This is a genomic window from Streptomyces sp. NPDC088707 (genome assembly GCF_044752725.1).
Lineage (GTDB): Bacteria > Actinomycetota > Actinomycetes > Streptomycetales > Streptomycetaceae > Streptomyces.
Genome location: NZ_JBIVLV010000004.1, coordinates 217,390 through 241,071, shown reverse-complemented (window position 1 = coordinate 241,071; position 23,682 = coordinate 217,390). Strand labels below are relative to the sequence as shown.

Here is a 23,682-nt window from a genome sequence, read left to right as displayed (position 1 = left end):
ACCACAAGCCCTCCCCCGCGGACACCGACCGTGTCGGCCTCGTCCACTCCTCTGGGCTCCCGGACTCCACGCGGGGCGCCGGTTCACGGGAGGATCGGCCTGGCCCCCGTCGCGGCGACGGAGAGGTCCCAGAGGCGTGCCGCCTCGTCGGGGTCGATGGCGTACGCACGGACGCCGCCGTCGTCCATGGGCTGGTCGGAGGTGGAGACGCGGGCGATGTCGCAGTCCTCCAGGTAGAGCCCGCCGCGCCCGTCGAGGAGCGGGGACGTGGCGGCCCACAGGCCGGTGGCAGCGCCCTGGGAGGGGGTCTTGAAGTCGTCGCCGAGGTCGAGCCGGTCGGTGAGGGCGCTGATGCGGGCAACGAGGCGGAGCGCCTGGGACTGCTCGACACCCATCAACAGCGCGTCGACGCGCAGATCCGGGCGCTGGAGGAGTGCCGGGCCGTGATCGCCTGGAAGGTCGGCGTCTACGCCGAGCACCTCGCCCGTGACGAAGCCGGCGGACTCTGGGATCCCACTGCCTGAGGCAGGTGTGACCGGCCGCGCCGTGCGCGCCGTGCCGGTGGAGGACCCGGGCGGCGCGGACCGCCGGGTCTGCCGGGCTCCCGCGTGGGGCGCCGTTGTCCCAGCGGGCTTGGCGCGGTCGATCCGGGACAGACGGCCCGCATGCTGACGCTTCTTCTCGTGGTCCTGCCGGCCGTCGCCGCCCTCGCCACCGGCCTCCTCGCCGTCCTGTCGTCCCCCTGGTGGTGGTGTGCGGCCGGCCCCGCGCTCCTGCTCGCCGCCGTCTCGTCGTACGACATCGTCCAGCGACGCCACTCGATCCTGCGCAACTACCCGCTCCTGGGGCACCTGAGGTTCGCGATGGAGAAGATCCGTCCCGAGGTGCAGCAGTACTTCGTGGAACGGAACGTCGACGGCTCGCCCTTCGACCGGGACACGCGTTCCATCGTCTACGAACGGGCCAAGGGAACCGACGCGGAGGACCCCTTCGGCACGGAGCTGGAGCTGTACCGGCCGGGCACCGACTACCTCGTCCCCTCCATGGCCCCGCGCCCCGTGTCCCAGGAACCGCCCCGGGTGCGGATTGGCGGCCCCGACTGCAGCAGGCCCTACGGCATGGCCCTGCTCAACGTGTCCGCGATGAGCTTCGGCTCCCTGTCGGGCCGGGCGGTCCGCGCCCTCAACGAGGGCGCCCGGCGCGGTGGCTTCGCCCACGACACCGGCGAGGGCGGGATATCGGAACACCACCTGGCCGCCGGTGGGGACCTCGTCTGGGAGATCGGCACGGGGTACTTCGGCTGCCGCACGGAGGACGGCGACTTCGATCCACGCCAGTTCGCCGAGAAGGCGGCCCTCGACCAGGTCGCCTGCGTCCTGCTGAAGATCAGCCAGGGCGCCAAGCCCGGCATCGGGGGCGTGCTGCCCGGGTCCAAGGTCAGCCGGGAGATCGCCACGACCCGCGGCGTCCCCGAGGGCCGCACCGTGATCTCCCCGCCGTACCACCGCGTCTACCGGACCCCGAGGGAGCTCGTGCGCTTCGTGGGCCGGATGCGGGAGCTGGCCGGAGGCAAGCCGGTCGGGTTCAAGCTGTGCGTCGGATCGCGCCGCGAGTTCCTCGCCGTCTGCAAGGCGATGCTCGAGGAGGACGTGACCCCCGACTTCATCGTCGTCGACGGAGCCGAAGGCGGCACCGGGGCCGCTCCGTTGGAGTTCGCGGACACCGTCGGGCTCCCCCTCACCCAGGGACTGACGACGGTCCACCGGTCCCTCGTCGGCGCGGGACTGCGCGACCGGATCCGGATCGGCGCCTCCGGCAAGATCGCCACCGGCGGCGACATCGTCAAGCGGCTGATCCAGGGGGCCGACTACACCAATTCGGCCCGGGCCATGATGTTCGCCCTCGGGTGCGTCCAGGCCCAGCGCTGCCACACCAACACCTGCCCGGTCGGCGTCGCCACCCAGGACCCCCGGCGCGCCCGGGCCCTCGACGTCGGCGACAAGGCGCGCCGCGTCCAGCGCTTCCAGGAGGCGACGGTCAAGAGCGCCCTGCAGATCATGGCCGCCATGGGCGTCGACGAGCCGGGCGGCCTGGCGCCCGGGATGCTGCTGCGCCGGGTCGGACCGGACACCGTACGGTCCCACGCCGACCTGTACGTACCGCTCGAAGCGGGGCAGCTCCTCTCTTCTGCATCGGTTCCGCCTTCGTGGGCAGGCGACTGGAACGCGGCTCATCCCGACCGGTTCACCCCCCGGTGACCCGGTCGTCGTCCTTCGTGAAAGGTGACCCCATGACTCGTACCGTTGCCCAGGTGATCGTCGACGGGCTCGCCGACCTTGGCGTCGGCCATGTCTTCGGCGTGGTCGGCGACGCCCTCAATCCCCTCACCGACGCCATCCGGACCACGGACGGCATCGAGTGGACCGGCTTCCGCCACGAGGAGGCCGCGGCCTTCGCGGCCGGCGCCCGCGCCCAGCTGTCCGGCGAGCTCGGCGTCTGCATGGGCACCGTGGGGCCCGGCTCGGTCCACCTCCTGAACGGCTTGTACGACGCCGCCAAGAGCGGGGCCCCGGTCCTGGCGATCTGCGGCCAGGTGCCGTTGTCGGAGGTGGGGGGCGACTACTTCCAGGAGGTGGACAACGACCTGCTGTTCCGGGACGTGGCCGTGTACCGGGCCACGGTGACCTCCCCCACCCAGATGCCGAGGCTGCTGGAGTCCGCCGTACGAGCGGCCGTGACCCGCCGGGGCGTGGCGGTGTTGACCGTCCCCGGGGACCTCGGCGACCAGAAGGTCGAGGACGACCGGCCGCCGAGGTTCGCGCTGCCGCGCCCGGCCGTGACCCGTCCCGACGACCCGGCGCTGGCAGAGGCGGCGGAGGCGATCGCCGCCGGCTCCCGGGTCACCCTCCTCGTGGGGCGCGGCGCCCGGGACTCCCGTGCGGAGGTGCTGCGCACCGCGGAGCTCCTCGCGGCGCCGATGGTGCTCACGCTCAAGGCCAAGGAGGGGTACGAGGAGGACAACCCGTACGAGGTCGGTCAGACCGGCCTCATCGGCAACCCGGCCGCGGCCCACGCTCTGGACACCTGCGACACGCTGATCCTGCTGGGCACCGACTTCCCCTACCGCGACTGGTACCCGGCGGACTGCCGGGTCGTGCAGATCGACGTCCGGGAGGAGCACCTGGGCCGCCGGGTCCCCGTGGACGTGGGGCTGGCCGGGGACGTCGGTGCGACGCTGCGGGCCCTGTTGCCACTGCTCACCCCGATAGGTTCCCGGACCCACCTCGACGAGGCCCGCGAGCGCTTCCTGCACTGGCAGGAGGGCCAGGCGGGCCTTGCCGACCCCGCGCACGACAAGCGTCTTCTCGGGCGGATGCGGGCGTTGTTGGACAACCGGGACGAGGAGATCCGCCCGGAGGCGCTGGCGGCGGCGGTGGACCGTCACGCCGCCGACGACGCGATCTTCACCTCCGACACCGGCATGGCCACGGTGTGGCTGTCGCGTCACGTCCGGATGCGCGGCAGCCGCCGGCTGATCGGCTCGTACAACCTCGGCTCCATGGCCAACGCCATGCCCCAGGCCATCGGCGCCCAGCTGTGGGCACCCGACCGCCAGGTCGTGGCCTTCTGCGGGGACGGCGGTCTGAGCATGCTGCTGGGTGACCTGATGACGATCCGGTCCGAGCGGCTTCCGGTCAAGCTCGTGGTCTTCGACAACCGCCGGCTCGGCATGGTGAAACTCGAACAGGAACAGGCCGGACTTCCCGAGTTCGGGACCGTTCTCGACAACCCCGACTTCGCCGCCGTGGCGGAAGCGCTCGGGCTGACCGGAATCCGTGTCACCGAGCCCGGCGAACTGGACGAGGCCGTACGCCGCGCTCTCGCCGTTCCCGGCCCGGTGCTCCTGGACGTCCTGACGAACCCCGCCGAGGTGGCCGTACCCGGCAAGCCGACCGTGTCCCAGGGCTGGGGCTTCGCCATCGCCAAGATCAAGGAGAACCTGTCTTCGGGCAGCAGCTGAGCGGCGCGTTCCCGGCATGAGTGAGGGCCCGAACACCGTGTGTTCGGGCCCTCCTTCACATGCATGGCGCCGACACCGAGGTCCACCTCGCCGAACCGGCCGGCTGGCTGGCTGGCTGGCCCATGAGAGTCCATGAGGGTCCATGAGGGTCCACGCGATGGTGCCCACGATGCGCCCCCGGTTCGCGCCTGGGCATGCAACAGGGCGCCTGCCCCGAGGCTTTCGCCTGGCAGACGCCCTGCTTGCGCGCGTCGATCCGCGCAGGAGGCGGCGGGATCAGCCGGTCTCGAGCAGACCCCGGCGCAGGCGCTGCACGGTACGTGAGAGCAGGCGGGAGACATGCATCTGGGAGCAGCCCAGCTGTTCCCCGATCTGGGACTGGGTGAGCTCTTCGACGAACCTCATGTGGAGGATCTGCCGGTCGCGCTCGTCGAGTTCCGCGATCAGCGGGGCCAGGGCATGGAAGTCCTCCACCAGCTCCATGGCGGGGTCCTCGCTGCCGATGAAGTCGGCCAGGGAGGCCTCACTGTCCTCGCTCTCGCCGCTCAGCGCGGCGTCGAGCGACGAGGAGTTGTAACCGTTGGAGGCCAGCCGGGCCTCGGTGACCTCCTCCTCGGTGAGGCTCATCAGCTCGGCGAGCTCCTTGACCGTCGGCGTCCGGCCCAGGCGCGTGCTCAGCTCCTCCGTCGCCTTGGCCAGTTCCACCCGGGCCTCCTGCAGGCGGCGGGGCACGTGCACCGCCCAGGACGTGTCCCGGAAGAACCTCTTGATCTCCCCGACGATGTAGGGCACGGCGAACGTGGTGAACTCGACCTCCCGCGAGAGCTCGAAGCGGTCGATCGCCTTGATCAGTCCGATCATGCCGACCTGGACGATGTCCTCCATCTCGTCGCCGCGATGACGGAACCGCCCGGCCGCGTAGCGGACCAGACTCATGTTCATCTCGATGAGGGTGTTACGCGCGTACTGGTACTCGTGCGTTCCCTCCTCCAGCACCGTGAGCTCCTGGAAGAAGACCTTCGACAGGGCGCGTGCGTCCTTCGGCGCGACTGCCAACGCATCCGGGATCACCGGGAGCGATCCCGTTCCGGCCTCGATTCCCTTGGCCGACATCATGGTGAGCGTCACGCCTTTCCCCTTTCACGTGTGTCCCGAACCGGGAGTCGTGGCCCCGTGTCAGCTCGCCTACCCGGAGCCGCGAGGTCCACACCAACAAATTTATCGAGAGATTTCCCGAGGCGCGGAACCGGGGTGAGCTCGCCGGGTCGCGCGTACCGGATATGAGGGGAACTCAGCAGTCTGTCCCACAATGTCCGTCGGGGCCGCAGGGCGTCGGAGCCCGCTTCTTCCGCAGGTCGCTGGGCAGAAGGAAGGGACAGGAAAGAGGTCCTGTAACGGTCGTCCTAAGGAGAGACATGGAACGCGATCCCTCGATGCGAGCCGTCGGTTGGGCCCGATCGCTCCCTATCGGCAGCAGCGTGAAGACGGCACGCGACTGGACACGTGAGCATCTGGCGACCCTGGGCTGGGACCGTACCGCACCGGACCTGCTGGACTCCGTGGTGCTCGCCGTCTCCGAGATGGTCACCAACGCCCACGTCCACGCCCGAAGCGACGCGCAGCTCATCCTGACGTGGGACGAGGAGTGCCTGCACGTGACCGCACACGACGCGTCGTCCCGTGTCCCCGAGCAGCGCCACCCCGATGACGACGCCCTGGGCGGCCGCGGCATGCTCCTGATCGGCGCGCTCGCCGACGATGTGCGGATCCGCTCCTGCCCGCGGGGCAAGGACGTCACCGCCTGCTTCGGCCCGCCCCCGCCCGCCCGGCCCGAATGAGGAACGCGCGTTGCACGCGTCCGCGTACGGCGGCTGTCGGCGCGCCTCACCTCAGCGCCTGAGAGAGGCGAGCAGGGGCTGCCAGTCGATGTGCTTCTCCTCCGTACCCTGCGGCACGAGGGCGAAGGTGTCGCGTACGAGGCGGGCGATGCCCTCCTGGTCGCACCTGACCATGGCGCAGTGACCGGCGGGGCCGAGCCGCAGGAGGAGCCGGCCGTCGGGAGCGGGGCGCAGGTGGACTTCTCCCGCGCCGGTGGCCGTCAGCGATCCGGCGAGGACCATCTCACGGTCGACGCGCCACACGACGGGCTCATCGCCCGGGAGGTGGAAGACGATGCTCAGTGCGTGAGGGTCGCGGGAGGTGTAAGTGACGGTGGTGTCGATCGGGACCGCGGCGTCCGGGGTCAGCAGCTCCATGGACATGGGCTGCGTGAGGACGCGCGGCGAGGGAAGGGGCGCGACGGGGGGCTGGGGCATGAGGTCCTCCGGCTGAGGGACGTGACGAGGGTGCGGTGTCCGCTTGACCCGTCCCGTCCCTGCTACACCTCATGCGTACGAGACGGATGCGCCGATGGCGTCGCGATCTCGTGAAGGTCGCGGGAGCAGGGCCCGTCAGGAGCCGCAGGAGCCGCAGGAGCCGCAGGAGCCGCAGGAGCAAACGTCCGTCAGGGGTCGGCGAGCCGGGGTCCGTCCGCCGGCGGTTCGGCGTTTGTCAGTGCGGGTGCCGGTCCGCCGGGGCCGCCGTGTCGGCGTACTGCGGCAGGAGCGAGAGGCAGGCCCGGACCTGCTTCCCCTCCGGGTGCGGCTCCACGCTCAGGCTCTCGCAGACGGCGATGACGATCTCCACGCCGTGCTGTCCGATCCGGCGGGGATCGTGTCCGCGGGGTACGGGAGCGGCGGCCTCACGGTCGAACACCGAGATCTCCAGGGTGTCCTCACGCAGTTCCAGGAGCAGGCGGCAGGGGCCGACCGTGTGCCGGAGCGCGTTGGTCACGAGCTCGCTCACCACCAGCTGCGCCAGCTCGACGCGCTCGCTGGTCACCGGTGCTCGCCGCACGGACGGGGCTGCCGCGAGGAAGTCTGCCGTGAAGGCCCGGGCGGAGGCGATCGCACCACCGCCGGCGGCGTCGTCGTAGACGACACTCGCAGAGAGCAGGGGGTCCCGCGCCGCAGGCTCCGCGGTCATCGCGTCCGTCATGACGCTGGTACTCCCCTCGTTCGGTGGGGTGCGCTGGGCACCTCGTACCCCGCCTTTCCCCTCTTCATGGTTTCCACACCGGTTTCAACACGGATCACACCTTGGTAACGCATCCGGGCCCATGGGTCCGGAGGTCGAACGCCGGCCGTGGACGTGGCCGTGACGGGCGGGTGAACGGCCGCCGTAGGCCCGACATCACGGACGGATATGGTTGCTGCGTGCGCAGGACGCGACCGGCGGGGCTCGCGTCCACGGGTACGTACGGTATCCGGCGGGTGCCCGGACCGGCGACACGGGACGCAGGGCAGTGGAATCCGCAGTCGATGAGCCGTAGGTCGGCGGAGGAGACGGCGGCGTACAGCTGCGTGAGACTGGTACGGAGGGGGCCGGGAAGGAGGTGTGGTGTCGCCGCGCGCAGTGCGCCTTCCGCTGTCACGTGTCGATCCACCGGATCCGTACCGCCTTCTGGAGTGATGTGGAGATGACCGGTCCGTCGCAAGGCCGATGTCCTCGGTCCCGGACTCCCGAGGAGTGTCGGCAGGCATGAACACCAACGCCGCCCCGTCCGCGCGGGAGCCGCAGCAGGCGGCCGAAGCCGCCCGCGAGCTCATCGAGCTGCTGGAGGTGCTGTGGGAGCGCGGCAGGGACATGGTGTCGGCGACACCGGTCTCGGCGAGTCAGCTGCGCGTGCTGTACAGCCTGGACCGCGAGGAGGGCATCAGCCTGCGCACCCTCGGCGACCTGCTCGGTTCCGCGCCGCCCTCGGTGAGCCGCATGTGCGACCGGCTGGAGGCGCTGGGCTTCGTCCAGCGCCTGCCCAGCCCCGTGAGCCGGAGGCAGCTGGAGCTGCATCTGACCGTGCAGGGCAAGGCGTACCTGCGGGAGCTCCGGGCCCAGCGGGAGAAGGCCCTGCTCGCGGTCATCGCCGACATGTCGCCGCCGAGCCGCAAGGCCCTGCTGCGCGGGCTCACGGGATTCCACCAGGCCCTGGAGCGGAGCGGGCCGACTGCCGCGTCCCGCCCGCGCACGCCGTTGAAGGACGTCAGCTCGGCCTGATCTCCGCGCGCCGCCGAGGTGTACGCCCGTCCGGAGCCGGGGCGGGAGCGGGAGCACCGGAGCGGGACTCGGAGCACCGGAGCGGGGTCCGGAGCCGACGTCGGCGGATACAGCCGTCACCCGGCAGCCGACGACTCGGCGCCGTTCCAGTCGAGACAGACGACGAGGGCGTCGTCCTCCAACGAGCTGGCGCCGTGGTGGGTGGTCAGCTCCCGGAGCATCGCCTGCGGGACGTGCGTGGGCGGCAGCAGACGCGTCCCCCTGAACGCGCGGGCCAGCGCACGGTCGCCGTAGCTCTCCCCGGCCGGCGAGACGGCGGCGTACACGCCGTCGCTGCCAAGGAGCAGGCGGTCCCCCGGCCGCACGGTGAACCGCTCGGGGACGTACACGGTGTCCTCGAACATGCCGAGGGGCAACTGCGCCTCGAAGCCGATGGACTCGACGGACTGGCCCCGCAGCCGCCAGAGGCGGGGCGAACCCGCGTCCACGGCCTCCACCTCGCCCGTGGCCAGGTCGAATGACAGGAGGAGCACCGACACGAAGGCGCCGCCCCGGTACTGCGCGTACACGGCCTGGTCGGCCAGCGCGGCCTGGTCGGCGAGGGAGAGGCCGGCCCGGCGGGCGTTGCGGAGCGCGTTGATCGCGAGGTTCGTCAGCAGGGCCGCCTCGATGCCCTCGCCCATGCCGTTGGTGACGGTGAGGCTCAGCCGGCCGTCGGAGACCGACCAGTCGTAGTTGTCCCCGAAGATGGCGTAGGCGGGTTCGAGATGGGCTGCGAGGGCGAACTCCGGGCGGGCGCACGAGCGGCCCGGCAGGAGCTGCCACTGCATCTCCGCCGCGAGCGTGAGCCGCTTCGCCCTCCGGGCCAGGACGTACAGGTCCGTGTCACGTTCGGCGACCAGGATCTCGTGGCCGAGCGCATCGCAGACCTGGGCGAGTCCGGGGAGCAGGGGTCGGAGGTCGGTCTCCGGGGACAGTTCGGCGGTGAGGACGCCCAGCCGGTCCCCGCGGACGGTGACGGGCAGGTGGAGCAGGACCGACGAGGGACCCTCGACGGCGTACGGCTCCTGGGCGCCGAACGCGCGTCCCTGGGGGCTGTCGTGGATCGGGACCGACGGTTCCGCTCCGGGGCCACGCCCGACGAGCTGGAGCGTCCGCACGCTGTAGTCGGCGAGGCGGAGTTCCACCCGCAGGGCGTCGCATTGCTTCCGCAGGGCGTCCTCGACGACGCTCACCAGCTGGTGCGGAGCCGCCCTGCGGAGCGCCTGCTCGACGTCGGCGATCTCGTGCACGGTCTTTCTCTTCCTTCCTGCGTGGACTCGGTCCGGGGCCCGGCGACCCCGGTCCCTTCCGCTATCTCCCGGCGCCGGCCGCGGCCAACGCCTCCGACACGCGGTCGTGCGGCGGGAGCGTCGTCGTCAGCCCGGTGATCTCCAGGATGCGTCGCACCGCGGGGTTCGGCGCGGCGAGATACAGGTCTCCGCCGGCCTCCCGTGCTCTGTGCACCGATCTGATGAGAACGTTCAGGCCCGACGAGTCCATGAAGTCGAGTGCGGACAGGTCGAGGACGAGATGGTGCCGTCCTTGGCCGAACTGTTCCGCCAGGTGGTCGTCGAGCCGCCCGGCGGTCTCCATGTCCAGCTCACCTCCTACGGACAGCACGGCGGTGCGGGCGTCGCGGATCTCGACGTCGACATCCAGGTTCGGTTCTCGCTCGAGCATGTTCCCTGCTTTCCGGGGTGGGGGGTAGGTCGTTGGGCACACGGTCTGGGGGACGGTCATGCGCGGACAGTCGGGGGGGCCAGGGGGACGGTCCGGGGGTCCGGGGGGGCCGGTCCAAGGGGACGGTCCGGGGGCGTGAGGCGGGCGGTCGTCGGCGGACGTCCGGGATCGGGGCGCCCGGACGCTCAGTACACCTGCACACCCACCACACACGTGTCGTCGTCCGTGTCCGACTTGCTGCGTGCCAGCAGCTGGTCCAGCCGCTGTTCGAGGCTGTCGGACGGCAACTGGGCGACGGCGAGCAGCTGGGCGACGGAGTCCTGGACGGGGGTGTCCCGTCGTTCGACGAGACCGTCCGTGTACATCAGCACGATGTCGTCGGGTTCGAGCCGGAGCTCCGACTCCTCGAACTCGGCTTCGGCGAGCGCCCCCAGCAGCAGTCCTCGCAGGAGCGGCAGGTCGACCGCCTCGTTCCCCCGGACGAGCACCGGTGGCAGGTGCCCGGCCCTGGCCCATCGCAGGGTGCGGGTGCCGGGGTCGAAGATCCCGCAGACGGCGGTGGCCGTGACGTGGGCGGTGAGGTGGTGGGCGACGTTGTTGAGCCAGGACAGGAGCTGTCCGGGCCCGGCGCCCGTGACGGCGAGGCCGCGGAGGGCGTTGCGGAGGACCACCATTCCGGTGGCGGCCTCCACTCCGTGGCCCGCGACGTCCCCGACGCACAGGAGCACCTTCTTGGAGGGCAGCACGACGGCGTCGTACCAGTCGCCGCCGACCAGGGACTCGGATTCGGCCGGGCGGTAGCGCACGGCGACGTCCAGGGACGGAGCGTCGAGCGGCGGTTTGACCGGCGGCATGATGGCGTGCTGGAGCTGGAGGGTGAGCCGGTTGCGTTCCTCGGCGGCCTCCTCCGTGGCGACCAGCCGGTCGTGGGTGGCCGTGAGGGCGACCTCGGTCCAGTGCTGCGCCGAGATGTCCTGGTAGGCGCCTCGGATGGTCTCGAGGCCGCCGTCGACGCCCTGGGCGGGCTCGGCGGTCACCCTGATGTGACGGGTGACCCCGTCGCGCCGCAGCATACGGAAGGCCGCGGAGCCCACCTGCCTCTGCTGCAGCACCGTCTGGAGGAACTGCCGGATGGTGCCGGAGTCGTCGGGGTGGGCGTGGTCGGCCAGGTCGCGCAGGGCGACCGGTGCCTCCGTCGGCCGACGGCCGAAGAGCTCGAAGAGCTGGCCGTGCCAGGTGATGTCTCCGGTGAGGGCGTCCTCCTCGAAGGCACCGACCCGGCCGAGACGCTGGGCGTGCTGCAACAGGCTGGCCAGGCGCGCGGACTCGTCCTCGACGCGCCAGATGAGGAGGACGCTCCCGCCGTGCCGGCTGATGCTGACGTCGGCGAGCGTGGTGAGCGGCACCTGGTCCACCAGGGCGGTGAGCCGGGTGCGGCGGGCGCGGAAGGGCTCGCCGGTGGCGTAGACCCGCTCGATCCGTTCGAAGAGTTCACTCTCGTCGGCCGTCGCGGGGTACGCCTCCAGGAGCAGCACCCCGTCGACGGCGCTGCGTGGGCGGCCCGCCGGGTCCTGGAAGTGCGCGTTGGCGTGCCGGATGCGGAAGTCGGCGAGCCTCCCCGCCTCGTCCAGGTGCGGGGTGAGGACGAGGGCGGCGTCGTAGAGCCCGTCGGAGAGTTCGGCCAACTCCCGTGAGCCGTCCCCGGCGGGAAGGAGGGAGGGCGCCGGGGCCGCCTGTTCGGGCAGCGACTCCAGAGTGTGGGCACAGAGTTCCGCGAGTGCCTCGATCTGACGTTCCACGGCCTGCGGCTGGGGTTCCAGCGGGCGGGCCCAGCAGATCTCCAGGACGCCGTGGATACGGCCGCCTGTCCCGGCGGGGACGACGACCCGGCCTCCGTCGGGGTGGCGCGCGTGGCCGATCGAGGGGATGCCCGCGGCGGCCAGGGAGGGGTACCAGACGGTGCGGCGGCCGGTCAGCGCCTGCCGGGCCGCTGTGGTCACGCCGGGAGGGACGTAGTGCCAGCGGGCCGCCTCGTCGGCGCCGAACCCGGCGTGGCCGCGCAGGCTCAGCGACGCGTCCGGACCGGTGGTCCAGATCGCCACGGCGACGGCGCCGAGGGGTTCGAGGGCGTGCGCGAGCAGGGAATCGGCGACGGCCTGGGTGTCGTCGGCACTGAGCGCCGCGCTCTCCGCCGTGCGCAGACGCACGGCGACCGAGGCGGCGGGCCCGCCGGTGCCGGGCTCGCCGATGGTCGTCCTCACGAAGTCGCCGGCGACCTCGGCGACCCGGTCCCGGGCCGCCTCGTTGATGATGTCCGCGGCCAGCTCCAGCCGGGAGAGCCCGGCCCGGTCGGCGAGCTCGGTGAGCTGCCGAGCCGCCTGGGCCGGGCCGCAGCCCAGGCGCTCGACGAGGACACCCTTGGCGAGTTCGATCAGGGCGCGCCCCTCGGTCGCCGCGTGCGCTGCGCGTACCTCGCCGCGCAGCCGCTCCACCGTGGCGGCCAGCCGGCCGTCGGTGAACTCGTCACGCACCGGCGGGCGCCCAGCGGGGGAGGGAGGGGAACCGTCGGCGGGAGGGAAACCCGAGACGTCGGACACCTCAGGCAGCTCACGTGCCTCAGGCAGCTCAAGTGCCTCACGTGCCTCACGTGCTTGACGTGCCTCAGGGACCGGAACACCCTCCCCACGGAGCTCGGCAGACGGGTCTCCGTCGCGGAAGCGGGGGCCACTCACGTAAGCGACTCCTCGGTCAGGACGGCCGCGCGGCCGTCGCGCGGACGGGGACTTGGTGCGCCGGAGCGGCGCGGGGCGCGTCGCGGCGTGCGGGACGGCCCGACGGGGACGGTCGCGGGACTAGCCATCGTTCAGCCAGCGGCCGACGCAGGCGATGAGCTCGTCGGCGTCGACGGGCTTGGTCACGTAATCGCTGGCGCCCGACGCGAGGCTCTTCTCGCGGTCGCCCGGCATGGCCTTGGCGGTGACCGCGATCACGGGCAGTTCCGCGTACTGCGGCAGCTGCCTGATCTGTGCCGTCGCCGTGTAGCCGTCCATCTCGGGCATCATCACGTCCATCAGGACGAGGGAGACGGCCGGGTTCGCCAGGAGCGTCTCGATGCCCTTCCGGCCGTTCTCGGCGTGCAGCACCGTGACGCCGTGCAGCTCCAGGATGCCGGTGAGGGCGTAGAGGTTGCGGGCGTCGTCGTCGACCACCAGGACGGTCCTGCCGTGCAGCGTGGTGTCGATGGCCTGGGGTGCCGGGGCCCAGTGGTCCCCGCGGACCAGGGGCACGACGTCACCGGGCTGCTCGGCCGACAGGTGCAGGGCGATCCGCTCGCGCAGTTCGTCGAGGCTGGAGAGGAGTTCCAGCGGACGGCGGCGGGCCAGGTCCTGCAGGGCGCCCTCCTCGTCGGCGGGAAGCCGGCGGTTGTTGTGGGCGAGGACGGGAACGGTGCGCAAGGCCTCGTCGCCGTCCATGGCGTCCAGGAAGCGCAGGGCGTCGCCGTCCGCCATGTCGACGTCGAGCACGACGCAGTGGAACGGCTGGGTGGCGAGCGCGGTGGCGGCCTCCTGAGGGCCGACGACCGCGATCAGTTCGATGTCCGTCCGCTCGGCGTGCCCCCCGTCGGCGGAGAGTTGGGCGACCGCGTTCTCGGCGACGACGGCGAGGAGTCCGCGCGGGCGCTCCTCGATCACGAGGAGCCGCCGCGTCGGCACGCCCGCAGCCGCGCCGGGCCCGGCGGGCAGCGCGGGAGAGGTGCCCCGGGCCGGTGCCGGGACCTCGGCGGCCTCCGCCGGACGGACGGCGGGGTCGGGCTTCTCCTGGAAGTCGGTACGGGTGACGGGCAGGTAGAAGCTGAAGGTGCTCCCCTCGCCGGCCACGCTGGTGACCGTGAGGGCACCGCCGAGCAGATACGCGATCTCGCGGCTGATGGAGAGGCCCAGTCCGGTGCCCCCGTACTTCCGGTTGGTCGTCCCGTCTGCCTGCTGGAAGGCGCCGAAGATGGCCTCCAGGTTCTCGGGGGCGATGCCGATGCCGGTGTCCGTCACGCGGAAGGCGACGACGGGGCCGCCCCGGTGGACCGACACGGGAAGCTCGTTGTCCGCCGCCGGTTCGATGCGGAGCTCGACGCTGCCGTGCTCGGTGAACTTGACGGCGTTCGAGAGCAGGTTCCGCAGCACCTGCCGGAGCCGGGAGTCGTCGGTGACCAGGTCGACGGGGACACCGGCGGCCGTGGCGACCGAGAAGGCGAGGCTCTTCTGCGTGGTGAGGGGACGGAAGGTGGCCTCGACGTAGTCGAGGAGCCTGCGCAGGGGCACGCGCTCCGGGTTGAGGTCCATCTTCCCGGCCTCGACCTTGGACAGGTCGAGGATGTCGTTGATCAGCTGCAGCAGGTCGGACCCGGCGGAGTGGATGATGCCGGCGTACTCGACCTGCTTGGCCGTCAGGTTGCGGGTCGGGTTCTGGGCCAGCAACTGGGCCAGGATCAGCAGGCTGTTGAGCGGGGTGCGCAGTTCGTGGCTCATGTTCGCCAGGAACTCGGACTTGTACGTGGAGGCCAGCGCGAGCTGCTGTGCGCGGTCCTCGAGCTCCTGCCGGGCCTGCTCGATCTGCAGGTTCTTGGCCTCGATGTCGCGGTTCTGGGTGACGAGCAGGGCCGCCTTCTCCTCCAGTTCGGCGTTGGAGCGCTGGAGCTCCTCCTGCCGCACCTGGAGTTCCTCGGTGCGCGAGCGGAGTTCGCCCGCCAGCCGCTGGGACTCGTCGAGCAGTTCGTCGGTGCGGGCGTTGGCGACGATGGTGCTGAGATTGACTCCCACCGTCTCCATGAGCTGCTCGAGGAAGTCCCGGTGCACGGAGGTGAAGGGGCTGAAGGACATGAGCTCGATGACGCCCAGCACCTGGTCCTCGACGACGACCGGCAGCACCACGAGGCTGCCCCGGGCCGTGCTGCCGAGTCCCGAGGAGATCGTGACGTGGTCGGCGTGGACGTAGTCGGCGGGGACTTTCTCGGCGGCGATGGTGCGGCGGCTGCGGGCGGCCTGTCCCACGAGCGACTCGCCCAGCCGGAAGCGGTCGCGGTCCTGGTTTCCGGCGGGTCGGCCGTAGGAGCCGACGAGGCCGAGTTCGACGCCGGCCGATCCCTCCTCTGCCAGGTAGAAGGCGCCGTACTGGGCGGCGACGAGCGGGGTCAGCTCGTCCATGACGAGGTCGGCGACGACGGCCAGGTCCCGGTGGCCCTGCATCAGGGCGGAGATCCGGGCCAGGCTGGACTTCAGCCAGTCCTGTTCCTGGTTGGCCCGCGTCGTCTCGCGCAGCGAGCCGACCATCGCGTTGATGTTGTCCTTGAGCTCGGCCACCTCGCCCGAGGCCTCGACGGTGATCGAGCGGGTGAGGTCGCCCTCGGCGACGGCGCTCGCGACCTCGGCGATGGCGCGAACCTGCCGGGTGAGGTTGCCGGCCAGCTCGTTGACGTTCTCGGTCAGCCGCTTCCAGGTCCCGGAGACGCCCTCGACCTCGGCCTGTCCCCCGAGCCGTCCCTCGCTGCCGACCTCACGGGCGACGCGGGTGACCTCGGCGGCGAAGGCGGACAGCTGGTCGACCATCGTGTTGATGGTCGTCTTGAGTTCGAGGATCTCGCCGCGGGCGTCGACGTCGATCTTCTTGGAGAGGTCGCCGTTGGCGACGGCGGTGGTGACCTGGGCGATGTTCCGGACCTGGCCGGTCAGGTTGTTCGCCATGGAGTTGACGTTGTCGGTGAGGTCCTTCCAGGTACCGGCCACGTTCGGCACCCGGGCCTGGCCGCCGAGCCGGCCCTCGGTGCCCACCTCGCGGGCGACGCGGGTCACCTCGTCGGCGAACGCCGACAGCGTGTCCACCATGGTGTTGATGGTGTCGGCGAGCGCGGCGACCTCGCCCTTGGCCTCCACGGTGATCCGGCGGGAGAGGTCACCGCGGGCCACGGAGGTGGCGACCTGGGCGATCGAACGCACCTGCCCGGTGAGGTTGGACGCCATCACGTTGACGTTGTCCGTCAGGTCCTTCCAGGTGCCCGAGGCGCCCCGGACGGTGGCCTGCCCGCCGAGGTTGCCCTCGGTGCCCACCTCGCGGGCGACGCGGGTCACCTCGTCGGCGAAGGCCGAGAGCTGGTCGACCATCGTGTTGATGGTCGTCTTCAGCTCCAGGATCTCGCCGCGGGCGTCGACGTCGACCTTCTTCGACAGGTCGCCGGTGGCGACCGCGGTGGCGACATGGGCGATCGCCCTCACCTGAGCGGTGAGGTTGCCCGCCATGGAGTTGACGGAGTCGGTCAGGTCGCGCCAGGTGCCGGAAGCACCCTTCACGTCCGCCTGTCCGCCGAGGATGCCCTCCGTGCCCACGTCACGGGCCATCCGCGTGACCTCGTCGGCGAAGGAGGAGAGCTGGTCGACCATCGTGTTGATGGTGTTCTTGAGCTCCAGGATCTCGCCGCGCGCGTCCACGTCGATCTTCTGGGAGAGGTCTCCCCTGGCGACCGCGGTGGCCACCTGGGCGATGTCCCGGACCTGGGTGGTGAGGTTGCCGGCCATCGCGTTCACCGAGTCGGTGAGGTCGGCCCAGGTCCCGGAGACTCCGGGCACCGCGGCCTGCCCGCCCAGCGTCCCCTCCGTTCCGACCTCGCGTGCGACCCTCGTCACCTCGGAGGTGAACAGGGAGAGCTGGTCGACCATCCCGTTGAAGACCATGGAGATCTCGCCCATCAGGCCGTCCGCCTCGTCGGGCAGACGGGTGCCGAAATCACCGTCCCGCACCGCCGTGAGTCCGGCGAGGAGCTGTCGCAGCTCGGGCTCGCCCACCGCGGCCGGCCCGGGCTCCACCCAGGTCGAGGAGCCTTCGGTCGTCGTCTCAGACATGCCCCATCCTCGTTCCGCAACAAGCCTGCGCTTACGGACCGTTCGGTCCCGGTCACAGAGCCGGACGCCCGCTCCCCCAAGACGACTCCGGCCGTGATCGTTGCCGTACGGCAATGATGACGACACTACCTCTCCGTGATCGACGAGTGGAGGGCGGTGCCACGTCACGCGGCTGGAACACGCCGTCCGCACGGGTCCCCCGGGGCTGCGGGAGGGTTCCGTGAGGACGCGTCGGCACCGGCCGCCCGAGCACGCGGACGAGCCCGGCACACTCCGTTCGGAGCGTGCCGGGCTCGTTCGTACCGGGGGACGGGTCCACACCTCCGGTGGACGACCGGGGTCGCCTACCAGCGGTACCAGCGGTACCAGCGGCCCGTGCCGCCCTTGGGCCGGGCCACGAAGCCCAGCAGCCACAGGACGAGGACGGCGATCCACCAGAGCGCCTTGACCGCGAAGCCGAGGCCGGGGAGCAGCGGGGCGAGCAGGAGAACGAGAAGCGGGAAGGACGGTGGCGAAGGGGCCGTCCTGAGGGGGTACGAGGTGTACCCGCCGCCGGGAAGGAGGGGTCTCGCCCCTCAGGAGCGGCGTTCGAGGAGCAGGACCACCGGCCCGAGGCCACGTCGCCGCGCTCGCCGCGATCGCCGTCCCAGCGCGTACGCGAGGGTGAGCGCGGCCACCGTGCCAGCGGCGGCACCCGCCGTCATCGCCTTGTGCGCGCGGACGGTGGTCCACAGGGTGTTCCCGGTGCCGCGGGCGGCCTGGGCGGCCGTGCGGGCCTTCTCGGGGAACGGGGCGGGAAGGGCGGACAGCTCCCCCAGGGCCACGTGGATGTCCGCCGCGTCGGGGTCGTACGTCTCCGCCGTATCGGGGTCGTACGTCTCCGTGACGTCGGGGTAGTCCGGCACGGCGTACAGCCTGGTCCAGGGGATCGTGTTCTGTCCGCTCTTCTCCGAAGCATTCATGAGACCCGTCTCACCGGATATGCCGGGGGCAAACCTGACGCGTCGTACCGGGCGGGGTCCTCGTGCCGCCGCCGTGTGACCAGGTACGAACCCGGGTTTGTCAGAGGGCACCGGTGCCACCCGAGAAGGGTCCACCGGTGCGGTAGTACTGGGTGATCTCCTCGCGGTACTGCCGGTCCGCGAGGTGCTTGTCGGAGACGAACTCGGGTGCGTCCTTCACCTGTTCCTTGGACAGCGCGAGGTGGATCGTGTAGTCCTCCAGGTCCACGCGGGCCACCGCGCTCGCCGGGATCAGGGCCTCCTTGCCGAAGATCCAGACGCCCGTGTCGACGACCAGATAGGCGTCGTCCACCTCGTCGGAGTGCTTGTCGACCTTGCCGATGTGTCCGTCCGACGCTTCGACCCGCCACCCGACGAGGTCGACGCCCGCCAGGTGGCCGGACTCCGTGCCGTAGGACCAGATGCGATCGGTCATCACTGTCACTCCTCTGTCGTTGTACGTCGTGTCTGTCACGGCATCGAACGCGCGGGCCGCGTCAGAGCAGGTCACGCCGGTCGTCGGTGACCGTGGGCGCCACGGGCGGAACCACCATCCGGCGGCGGCGCAGCACGCTCGTGTACACGGCGGTTCCGAGGAAGCCGACCGCCATGAGGATCAGCCCGACCAGGTCGAGGTCGACGGCTTCGAGCTCCCAGTCGGACGCGAAGGTGAGGATGGCGCCGACGGCGATCATGATGATGAACAGTCCCAGACCCATGATTGCTACCTCCCAGAAGGGGTGGACAGCGTCCGCGTACCCGGCTCTCCCGGGATCATGCAGCTCGTGCCGGGCACAGCCAGGTTCGCGGTCCGGCGGATCCGGTGGGTGTGGAACGGCGACGGCGGGCAACACGGAGTGACAGAACACGAAGCCCGGCGGCACTCGCCCTCGACGGAAGGAAGACAGCCATGGCGCACGACATCTGGACCTATGGGGCGACCGCGGCCCATGCGGCGCGTCTCGACCTGACCGGGTACAGGGTCGAGGCCACGGACGGGTTCGCGGGCACGGTCGACACGTACGAGCCCACGGCCGGGCGCGCCCATGTGGTGCTGGACACGGCCCCCTGGATCCCCGGCAGACGCGTCATCGTTCCTGCGGGGGTCGTGACCGCGGTCGACCCCGATGGGGAGAGGCTCGCCATCGCCTGCTCCAAGCAGCAGATCGAGGACGCCCCGCAGTTCGAACTGGGGCCCGACCGCGACCGGGACGACGACGAGCCCCACCGGATGGGGCTGGTCGACTACTACCTGGCGTTCTTCCGATAGGCGATCCCCCCGCGGGCACGCCCCGCACGTGCGAACCAAGGAGATTCCCGTGAGCGCAATACTGACCCGTATCAAGCGATTCGCCCACAGCCCGCAGGGCCGCAGCGCGGCGGCGTCCGTCCGCCGGGCCGCCGCCGACCCCCGCAGGCGTACCCAGGTGCAGCGCCTTCTCACCAAGCTCCGCGGCCGCCACTGACGGCCGCACGCCCGGCACGGCAGGCCGGTGGAACGGCGACGCCCCGCGCTGCTACTGCGCGGGGCGTCGCCGCGTCCGGCGCCCGCCGGGGTCAGGGGTGGGGATGGGGGCATTCGGCTGCTCAGCCCGAGGGGAAGCCGGCTGAAGCCGCCCGTGGCACCGCGCCGCCGCCCGGAAGGGGGGAAGGACCGGGCGGCGGCTTTCGGAGCGCGCGCGCCCCAACGGGCGGCTGCCCTGTCAGACGGGATGTACACCTGCGGAGGAGGCGGGACAGGCGGGGGGCGCGTTGCCCGGCAGGCGGCGGCACGAGCCTGGCGGTGCGCCACACGCCTCCCCGGACACGCGCCGGGTCCCCGCCCGGCGCACCGGTGTCACAACGGTCTCGGCGAGAACGGAACGTAGTCCGCGGCCGAGCCCGACGGAACGACGGTGTAGCTCGCCTCCGGCAGTTCGTTCCACACACCCGGCAGGTCCCCCAGGGGCTCGGAGACGACGATGCGGGTCTCGTCGGAGATCTCCCTCAGGTAGTCCAGCTCAGGGTGAAGACGCCGTACGGTCTCGGCCCTGCTGCTGTAGAAGAGCGAGCGGGCCTTTCCCTGACTGGAATAGCGAAAGGCCCATACGCGCTCTCCGTCGCTCACCGCGACCGTCATCTGCAGGGGTTCCGCCACGCCGTGTCTCTCGCCGAGGCTCTCGACCAGGCCGGCCATGCGGGCGACCGCTCCCGGGACGTCCTGATCGAGGCCGAAGGTGACGGCCAGGTAGAACATCACCTCGGAGTCCGTCGAACCTTCCATGAAGGGGAAGAGCACCGGGTCGACGGCCATGCACAGGTCCCTCTGCAGCCGGGGGAAGTCCCCGATGGCCCCGTTGTGCATCCACAGCCAGCGACCGTGCCGGAAAGGATGGCAGTTCGTCTGCTGGACCGCGGAGCCCGTGGAAGCACGGACGTGGGCGAAGAACAGGGAGGATCGGACATGCGACGCGAGTTCTTGCAGGTTGCGGTTGTTCCAGGCCGGTCCGACGTCGCGGAAGATCGCGGGCGTCCCGTCGCCGTCAGAGCCGTACCAACCGACTCCGAACCCGTCACCGTTGGTCGACTCGACCCCCATCCGGGCATGGAGGCTCTGGTTGATCAGGGAGTGTTCCGGCCGGTAGAGCACGGCGTCGAGCAGGAGGGGCGAACCGGAGTACGCCAGCCAGCGGCACATACGGACCACATCTCCTTCGAGGGCTGTTCCGAGCCTACGCCGGTCACTGCTGTCACGGGCTTCGGGTCGTTCCGCCTCGCGTGAGCCCGGTGACGGAACGTGCACCGAGCCACAGCCGTCGGGCCAGGCCCCGCGGGGCCTGGCCCGGCGGCTGTGCCGGACATACCGCTCACAGCTCCCGCAAGGCCGGCAGGAGCTTCGTCTCAGCCCAGTCCAGGAAGGGTTCCTGTCGGTCGCCGCCTACCTGGACCAGGGCGATCTCGGTGAAACCGGCGTCGACGTAGGGGCGTACCGCGTCGACGAAGACATCCACGTCGTCGCCGCAGGGGACGGCGTCCGCGACGTCCTCGGGCCTGGTGTGCTGCGAGGCCTGGTCGAAGCTTGCGGGGCCGGGGAGTTCGGCGTTGACCTTCCAGCCACCGAGTGCCCAGCGGAACTGGTCGTGGGCCCGGGCCACCGCCGCATCCCGGTCGGGGTCGTACGACACCGGGAGCTGGCCCACGCACGGTTTGCCCGCGCCTCCGTACGCGCCGAACGCGGTCGGCAGCTCCTGCTTCGGCTCGGTGGCGATGAGCAGGTCGCCGTGGAGGCCGGCGATCTCGCAGGAGCGGTCTCCGGAGGCGGCGATCCCGATCGGGGGCGGCTCGTCGGGGAGGTCCCAGATTCTGGCGTTCTCCACGTCGTAGTGGGGGCCGTGGTGGCTGACGTACCCGCCGGCGAACAGGGAACGGATGATCTCCACGGCCTCTTCGAGCATCTCCAGGCGGACAGAGGCGGCGGGCCAGCCCGCGCCGACGATGTGTTCGTTGAGGTTCTCGCCCGACCCGAGGCCCAGCCGGAAGCGGCCCTGGGACAGGAGCTGCATCGTGGCCGCCTTCTGGGCGACCACCGCGGGGTGGTAGCGGAACGTCGGGCAGGTCACGTACGTCATGAGCGGGATCCGGGAGGTCGCCTGCGCGGCGGCGCCCAGCACGCTCCACGCGTACGGCGCGTGTCCTTGGGCCTCCAGCCAGGGGAAGGAGTGGTCGGAGATGACGGAGAAGTCGAATCCCGCCCGCTCCGCCTTCACCACATGGTCGACCAGCTCCCGGGGGCCGGCCTGCTCGGTCATCATCGTGTATCCGATTCGCACCATACCGGGCGGCTTTCCGCTTCGGTCCCCCTGAAACGTGTCGGCCGTTCCCTTCGGGGCGGACCAGGTGGGGCGGGGCGGACGGGTGGGGCAGGGGTGGGCCGCGGTTCGCGTCGACCGGGCGGATCACGCCGTACCGGTCCCCCGCGCCGTCCGTGGCCTCAGGCCGGGTGGCCCGCATCCAGGTCCCGTACCTCCCGGAAGCGGAGCAGCACGGGCGGTGGGCCCACGGTCGGCGGGCACACCGCCACGGGCGCCAGGAGGAATCCCACGTGGTCGCCGCCCTCGATACGCCCCTCGATCCGGCCGGTGAACCAGGTGGTCGGCTCCTCCAGGACCGGGCTGCCACCCTCCCCGGGCCGCCACCCGACCTCGGCGAACTTGTCGACCCGGTCGCCCGTCTCCTCTCCGAAGAGGGCCGCGAGCGCCCGCTCGTCCCGGTGGAGCAGATGCACGGTGAGGTACTCGGCCTCGCACGCGACGCGGTACGTGTGGTTGGCCACCGACAGCCACACCGCGAACCTCGGAGGGTCGATGGAGCACTGCGAGGCGAAACCCACCAGGCAGCCCGCCCGCTCTCCGCCGGACGCGGCAGTGACGACGTACATCGGGCCGTCGAGTGCGTCGGTGAAGGGATCCGCGTCCGTCATGGCGCCTCCTGTGCTTCCGCGTGGCATGGTCCTGGGGGCGGCCGGGGTCTCCTCCGGCGCCGCGGGTCTCACAGACCGAGGTCGAGCAGGGCGTTCTCCACGACCTCGGTGAGCGCGGGGTGGATCCAGTACGGGGACTCGGCGAGGGTGGTGGCGTCGATTCCGAGTGTCGCCGCCAGTACGAGGGGCTGGATGAGTGTCGAGGCCTCGGCGCCCATCAGATGGGCGCCGAGCAGACGGCCCGTGCCGGGCTCGGCCAGCACCTTGCAGAATCCGGTGGTGTCCTCCATCGCCCAGCCGTAGGCGACGTCGCCGTAGCCGGCCAGGCCCACGACGTAGTCCAGGCCCCTGTCGCGGCAGTCCTGCTCGGTGGCGCCGAGCGAGGCGATCTGGGGCTGGGTGAAGACCGCCGCGGGTACCAGGTCGTGGTCGACGGCGATGAGGTCGTCGGGGTGGCGGAGGTTGTGGGCGACGACCTTGGCCTCACGATTGGCGACGTGCTTGAGGGGCACCGGAGAGCAGATGTCCCCCAGGGCGAAGACGCCTTCGGCGGTGGTGCGCTGATGTCGGTCGACGCGCACCCGGCCGTCGTCGTGGGTGGCGATGCCGGCCGCTTCCACGTTCAGCCGGTCGCTGTTCGGGGCCCGGCCCACGGCGACGAGCAGCATGTCCGCGTCGACCGTCGATCCGTCGTCCAGGCTCAGCCGCAGCGCGCCCGGCCGGCCGCCGACCGCTGTGAGCTCCCGGCCGAGCCTGAGGTCGTAGCGCGAGCGGACCAGGTCCGTGAAGCGCTCCGCGACGGTCTCGTCCTGGGGGCCGAGCAGGCGCTTCTCCTTCTCAACGACGGTGACGGAGCAACCCGTCTGTGCGAACACCTCGGCCAACTCCGCGGCGATGTATCCGCCGCCGAGGATGGCCAGGCGCCGCGGCGGAGCGTCGACGCGCATGATGGTGTCGGACGTCTCGTACGGCAGGCCCGCCTCCGCGACGGGCCCGGGGACCACGGGTCTGCTGCCCGCCGCGACGACGATCTGCCCGGCGCTGACGTCGACGGTCCCGTGTTCACCCTCGATCCGCAGGCTCCTGGGCCCGGTGAACCGGGCGCTGCCCTCGTACACGGTGACCGAGTCCTGCTCCACGCGCCCCCGACGGCCGCTGTCCCGTTCGGCGTCCAGCCGCCCGAAGACCCGGTCGCGCACCTGGCGCCAGCGCACCGCCCGCAGCTCGGCGTCCACGTCGTACGCCCCGGCCTCCCGTACGGTCCGGGCGACCTGCGCGGTGTACGCGAGCATCTTGCTCGGGATGCACCCGAAGTTGAGACAGGTGCCGCCGAACCAGCGTTCCTCGACGATCGCCACGTCCAGATCGGCGAACGAGTCGTCGACCACCGCGTTGCCGGATCCCGCACCGATGACGACAAGATCGTGGTGACGCATCCGGCCAGCGTACGAGGCTCGTTCCCGGGCCGGTGCGCTGACGCACCGGCCTACGTCGGAATCG

General features: G+C 71.4%; 21 protein-coding genes and 2 pseudogenes. 7 read left to right on the top strand and 16 right to left on the bottom strand.

What is annotated here, in order from left to right; genetic code table 11:
- Positions 1-83: 83 nt before the first annotated feature.
- Positions 84-326, bottom strand: a pseudogene (locus tag ACIP84_RS14945) (oxidoreductase); the annotation flags it as partial.
- Positions 327-356: 30 nt separating this feature from the next.
- Between ACIP84_RS14945 and ACIP84_RS14940 the strand changes: the two are divergent.
- The 3 genes and pseudogenes from ACIP84_RS14940 to ACIP84_RS14930 all read left to right on the top strand — a co-directional run.
- A pseudogene (locus ACIP84_RS14940) lies at positions 357-524 on the top strand (MerR family transcriptional regulator); the annotation flags it as partial.
- 141 nt (positions 525-665) lie between these two features.
- Positions 666-2,258 carry an FMN-binding glutamate synthase family protein gene (locus ACIP84_RS14935; RefSeq protein WP_401798137.1) on the top strand — a complete coding sequence of 531 codons (1,593 nt, stop codon included), beginning with the start codon at positions 666-668 and terminating at the stop codon, positions 2,256-2,258.
- 32 nt (positions 2,259-2,290) lie between these two features.
- Positions 2,291-4,021, top strand: coding sequence for a thiamine pyrophosphate-dependent enzyme (locus ACIP84_RS14930; protein ID WP_401798136.1), 1,731 nt, complete (start codon positions 2,291-2,293; stop codon positions 4,019-4,021).
- 276 nt (positions 4,022-4,297) lie between these two features.
- Here the strand turns inward: ACIP84_RS14930 and ACIP84_RS14925 are convergent, their stop codons facing one another.
- On the bottom strand, positions 4,298-5,134 hold the full coding sequence (locus ACIP84_RS14925; RefSeq protein ID WP_401798362.1) for an RNA polymerase sigma factor SigF: 837 nt from the start codon (positions 5,132-5,134) through the stop codon (positions 4,298-4,300).
- Positions 5,135-5,436: 302 nt separating this feature from the next.
- Between ACIP84_RS14925 and ACIP84_RS14920 the strand changes: the two genes are divergently transcribed.
- The gene (locus tag ACIP84_RS14920) at positions 5,437-5,859 is read left to right on the top strand and encodes an ATP-binding protein (RefSeq protein WP_355963422.1); all 423 of its coding nucleotides are present in this window, start codon (positions 5,437-5,439) and stop codon (positions 5,857-5,859) included.
- A 51-nt stretch (positions 5,860-5,910) separates the two neighbouring features.
- On the opposite strand, the gene ACIP84_RS14915 is transcribed toward ACIP84_RS14920, so the two are convergent.
- Together ACIP84_RS14915 and ACIP84_RS14910 are read right to left on the bottom strand one after the other, a co-directional pair.
- A complete protein-coding gene (locus tag ACIP84_RS14915; RefSeq protein ID WP_355963420.1) occupies positions 5,911-6,336 on the bottom strand; it encodes an SsgA family sporulation/cell division regulator in 426 nt (141 codons plus the stop codon).
- Positions 6,337-6,571: 235 nt separating this feature from the next.
- Positions 6,572-7,057 carry an ATP-binding protein gene (locus ACIP84_RS14910; RefSeq protein WP_401798135.1) on the bottom strand — a complete coding sequence of 162 codons (486 nt, stop codon included), beginning with the start codon at positions 7,055-7,057 and terminating at the stop codon, positions 6,572-6,574.
- A gap of 543 nt (positions 7,058-7,600) precedes the next feature.
- On the opposite strand from ACIP84_RS14910, the gene ACIP84_RS14905 reads away from it, so the two are divergent.
- Positions 7,601-8,113, top strand: coding sequence for a MarR family transcriptional regulator (locus ACIP84_RS14905; protein ID WP_355963415.1), 513 nt, complete (start codon positions 7,601-7,603; stop codon positions 8,111-8,113).
- Between the two features lie 116 nt (positions 8,114-8,229).
- Here the strand turns inward: ACIP84_RS14905 and ACIP84_RS14900 are convergent, their stop codons facing one another.
- The 8 genes from ACIP84_RS14900 to ACIP84_RS14865 all read right to left on the bottom strand — a co-directional run bounded on the left by ACIP84_RS14900 (position 8,230) and on the right by ACIP84_RS14865 (position 18,442).
- Complete coding sequence (locus ACIP84_RS14900) at positions 8,230-9,405, bottom strand: PP2C family protein-serine/threonine phosphatase (RefSeq protein WP_401798134.1); 1,176 nt, start codon at positions 9,403-9,405, stop codon at positions 8,230-8,232.
- Positions 9,406-9,466: 61 nt separating this feature from the next.
- Complete coding sequence (locus tag ACIP84_RS14895; protein WP_355963410.1) at positions 9,467-9,835, bottom strand: STAS domain-containing protein; 369 nt, start codon at positions 9,833-9,835, stop codon at positions 9,467-9,469.
- Between the two features lie 185 nt (positions 9,836-10,020).
- On the bottom strand, positions 10,021-12,366 hold the full coding sequence (locus ACIP84_RS14890; RefSeq protein ID WP_401798133.1) for a SpoIIE family protein phosphatase: 2,346 nt from the start codon (positions 12,364-12,366) through the stop codon (positions 10,021-10,023).
- A gap of 321 nt (positions 12,367-12,687) precedes the next feature.
- Positions 12,688-16,722 carry a HAMP domain-containing protein gene (locus ACIP84_RS14885; RefSeq protein WP_401798132.1) on the bottom strand — a complete coding sequence of 1,345 codons (4,035 nt, stop codon included), beginning with the start codon at positions 16,720-16,722 and terminating at the stop codon, positions 12,688-12,690.
- Between the two features lie 344 nt (positions 16,723-17,066).
- Entirely contained in the window at positions 17,067-17,207 is a 141-nt protein-coding gene (locus ACIP84_RS14880; RefSeq protein WP_401798361.1) for a hydrophobic protein, read from the bottom strand.
- A 90-nt stretch (positions 17,208-17,297) separates the two neighbouring features.
- A complete protein-coding gene (locus ACIP84_RS14875) occupies positions 17,298-17,684 on the bottom strand; it encodes a hypothetical protein (RefSeq protein ID WP_401798131.1) in 387 nt (128 codons plus the stop codon).
- Between the two features lie 100 nt (positions 17,685-17,784).
- The gene (locus tag ACIP84_RS14870; RefSeq protein WP_355963399.1) at positions 17,785-18,159 is read right to left on the bottom strand and encodes a PRC-barrel domain containing protein; all 375 of its coding nucleotides are present in this window, start codon (positions 18,157-18,159) and stop codon (positions 17,785-17,787) included.
- Between the two features lie 61 nt (positions 18,160-18,220).
- Positions 18,221-18,442: a DUF6458 family protein gene (locus tag ACIP84_RS14865; protein ID WP_355963397.1), complete on the bottom strand. Its 222-nt coding sequence runs from the start codon at positions 18,440-18,442 to the stop codon at positions 18,221-18,223.
- Between the two features lie 191 nt (positions 18,443-18,633).
- Between ACIP84_RS14865 and ACIP84_RS14860 the strand changes: the two genes are divergently transcribed.
- Together ACIP84_RS14860 and ACIP84_RS14855 are read left to right on the top strand one after the other, a co-directional pair.
- A complete protein-coding gene (locus ACIP84_RS14860) occupies positions 18,634-18,993 on the top strand; it encodes a PRC-barrel domain containing protein (protein WP_401798130.1) in 360 nt (119 codons plus the stop codon).
- A 49-nt stretch (positions 18,994-19,042) separates the two neighbouring features.
- Positions 19,043-19,189 carry a hypothetical protein gene (locus tag ACIP84_RS14855; protein ID WP_355963394.1) on the top strand — a complete coding sequence of 49 codons (147 nt, stop codon included), beginning with the start codon at positions 19,043-19,045 and terminating at the stop codon, positions 19,187-19,189.
- A 371-nt stretch (positions 19,190-19,560) separates the two neighbouring features.
- On the opposite strand, the gene ACIP84_RS14850 is transcribed toward ACIP84_RS14855, so the two are convergent.
- The 4 genes from ACIP84_RS14850 to ACIP84_RS14835 form a co-directional block, all read right to left on the bottom strand.
- Complete coding sequence (locus ACIP84_RS14850; RefSeq protein ID WP_355963391.1) at positions 19,561-20,400, bottom strand: class II glutamine amidotransferase; 840 nt, start codon at positions 20,398-20,400, stop codon at positions 19,561-19,563.
- A 169-nt stretch (positions 20,401-20,569) separates the two neighbouring features.
- Positions 20,570-21,535 (bottom strand): LLM class F420-dependent oxidoreductase, encoded by a 966-nt coding sequence (locus ACIP84_RS14845; protein ID WP_401798129.1) that lies wholly within the window; start codon positions 21,533-21,535, stop codon positions 20,570-20,572.
- A gap of 158 nt (positions 21,536-21,693) precedes the next feature.
- Positions 21,694-22,182: a flavin reductase family protein gene (locus ACIP84_RS14840; RefSeq protein WP_401798128.1), complete on the bottom strand. Its 489-nt coding sequence runs from the start codon at positions 22,180-22,182 to the stop codon at positions 21,694-21,696.
- 68 nt (positions 22,183-22,250) lie between these two features.
- Positions 22,251-23,618 (bottom strand): mycothione reductase, encoded by a 1,368-nt coding sequence (locus ACIP84_RS14835; RefSeq protein ID WP_401798127.1) that lies wholly within the window; start codon positions 23,616-23,618, stop codon positions 22,251-22,253.
- Positions 23,619-23,682: the final 64 nt, after the last annotated feature.

Bases quoted from the DNA above. Each gene is read 5' to 3' on its own strand.
- ACIP84_RS14935 (WP_401798137.1), top strand. From the start codon at position 666: ATGCTGACGCTTCTTCTCGTGGTCCTGCCGGCCGTCGCCGCCCTCGCC.
- ACIP84_RS14930 (WP_401798136.1), top strand. From the start codon at position 2,291: ATGACTCGTACCGTTGCCCAGGTGATCGTCGACGGGCTCGCCGACCTT.
- ACIP84_RS14925 (WP_401798362.1), bottom strand. From the start codon at position 5,134: ATGTCGGCCAAGGGAATCGAGGCCGGAACGGGATCGCTCCCGGTGATC.
- ACIP84_RS14920 (WP_355963422.1), top strand. From the start codon at position 5,437: ATGGAACGCGATCCCTCGATGCGAGCCGTCGGTTGGGCCCGATCGCTC.
- ACIP84_RS14915 (WP_355963420.1), bottom strand. From the start codon at position 6,336: ATGCCCCAGCCCCCCGTCGCGCCCCTTCCCTCGCCGCGCGTCCTCACG.
- ACIP84_RS14910 (WP_401798135.1), bottom strand. From the start codon at position 7,057: ATGACGGACGCGATGACCGCGGAGCCTGCGGCGCGGGACCCCCTGCTC.
- ACIP84_RS14905 (WP_355963415.1), top strand. From the start codon at position 7,601: ATGAACACCAACGCCGCCCCGTCCGCGCGGGAGCCGCAGCAGGCGGCC.
- ACIP84_RS14895 (WP_355963410.1), bottom strand. From the start codon at position 9,835: ATGCTCGAGCGAGAACCGAACCTGGATGTCGACGTCGAGATCCGCGAC.
- ACIP84_RS14885 (WP_401798132.1), bottom strand. From the start codon at position 16,722: ATGTCTGAGACGACGACCGAAGGCTCCTCGACCTGGGTGGAGCCCGGG.
- ACIP84_RS14875 (WP_401798131.1), bottom strand. From the start codon at position 17,684: ATGAATGCTTCGGAGAAGAGCGGACAGAACACGATCCCCTGGACCAGG.
- ACIP84_RS14870 (WP_355963399.1), bottom strand. From the start codon at position 18,159: ATGACCGATCGCATCTGGTCCTACGGCACGGAGTCCGGCCACCTGGCG.
- ACIP84_RS14865 (WP_355963397.1), bottom strand. From the start codon at position 18,442: ATGGGTCTGGGACTGTTCATCATCATGATCGCCGTCGGCGCCATCCTC.
- ACIP84_RS14860 (WP_401798130.1), top strand. From the start codon at position 18,634: ATGGCGCACGACATCTGGACCTATGGGGCGACCGCGGCCCATGCGGCG.
- ACIP84_RS14850 (WP_355963391.1), bottom strand. From the start codon at position 20,400: ATGTGCCGCTGGCTGGCGTACTCCGGTTCGCCCCTCCTGCTCGACGCC.
- ACIP84_RS14845 (WP_401798129.1), bottom strand. From the start codon at position 21,535: ATGGTGCGAATCGGATACACGATGATGACCGAGCAGGCCGGCCCCCGG.
- ACIP84_RS14840 (WP_401798128.1), bottom strand. From the start codon at position 22,182: ATGACGGACGCGGATCCCTTCACCGACGCACTCGACGGCCCGATGTAC.
- ACIP84_RS14835 (WP_401798127.1), bottom strand. From the start codon at position 23,618: ATGCGTCACCACGATCTTGTCGTCATCGGTGCGGGATCCGGCAACGCG.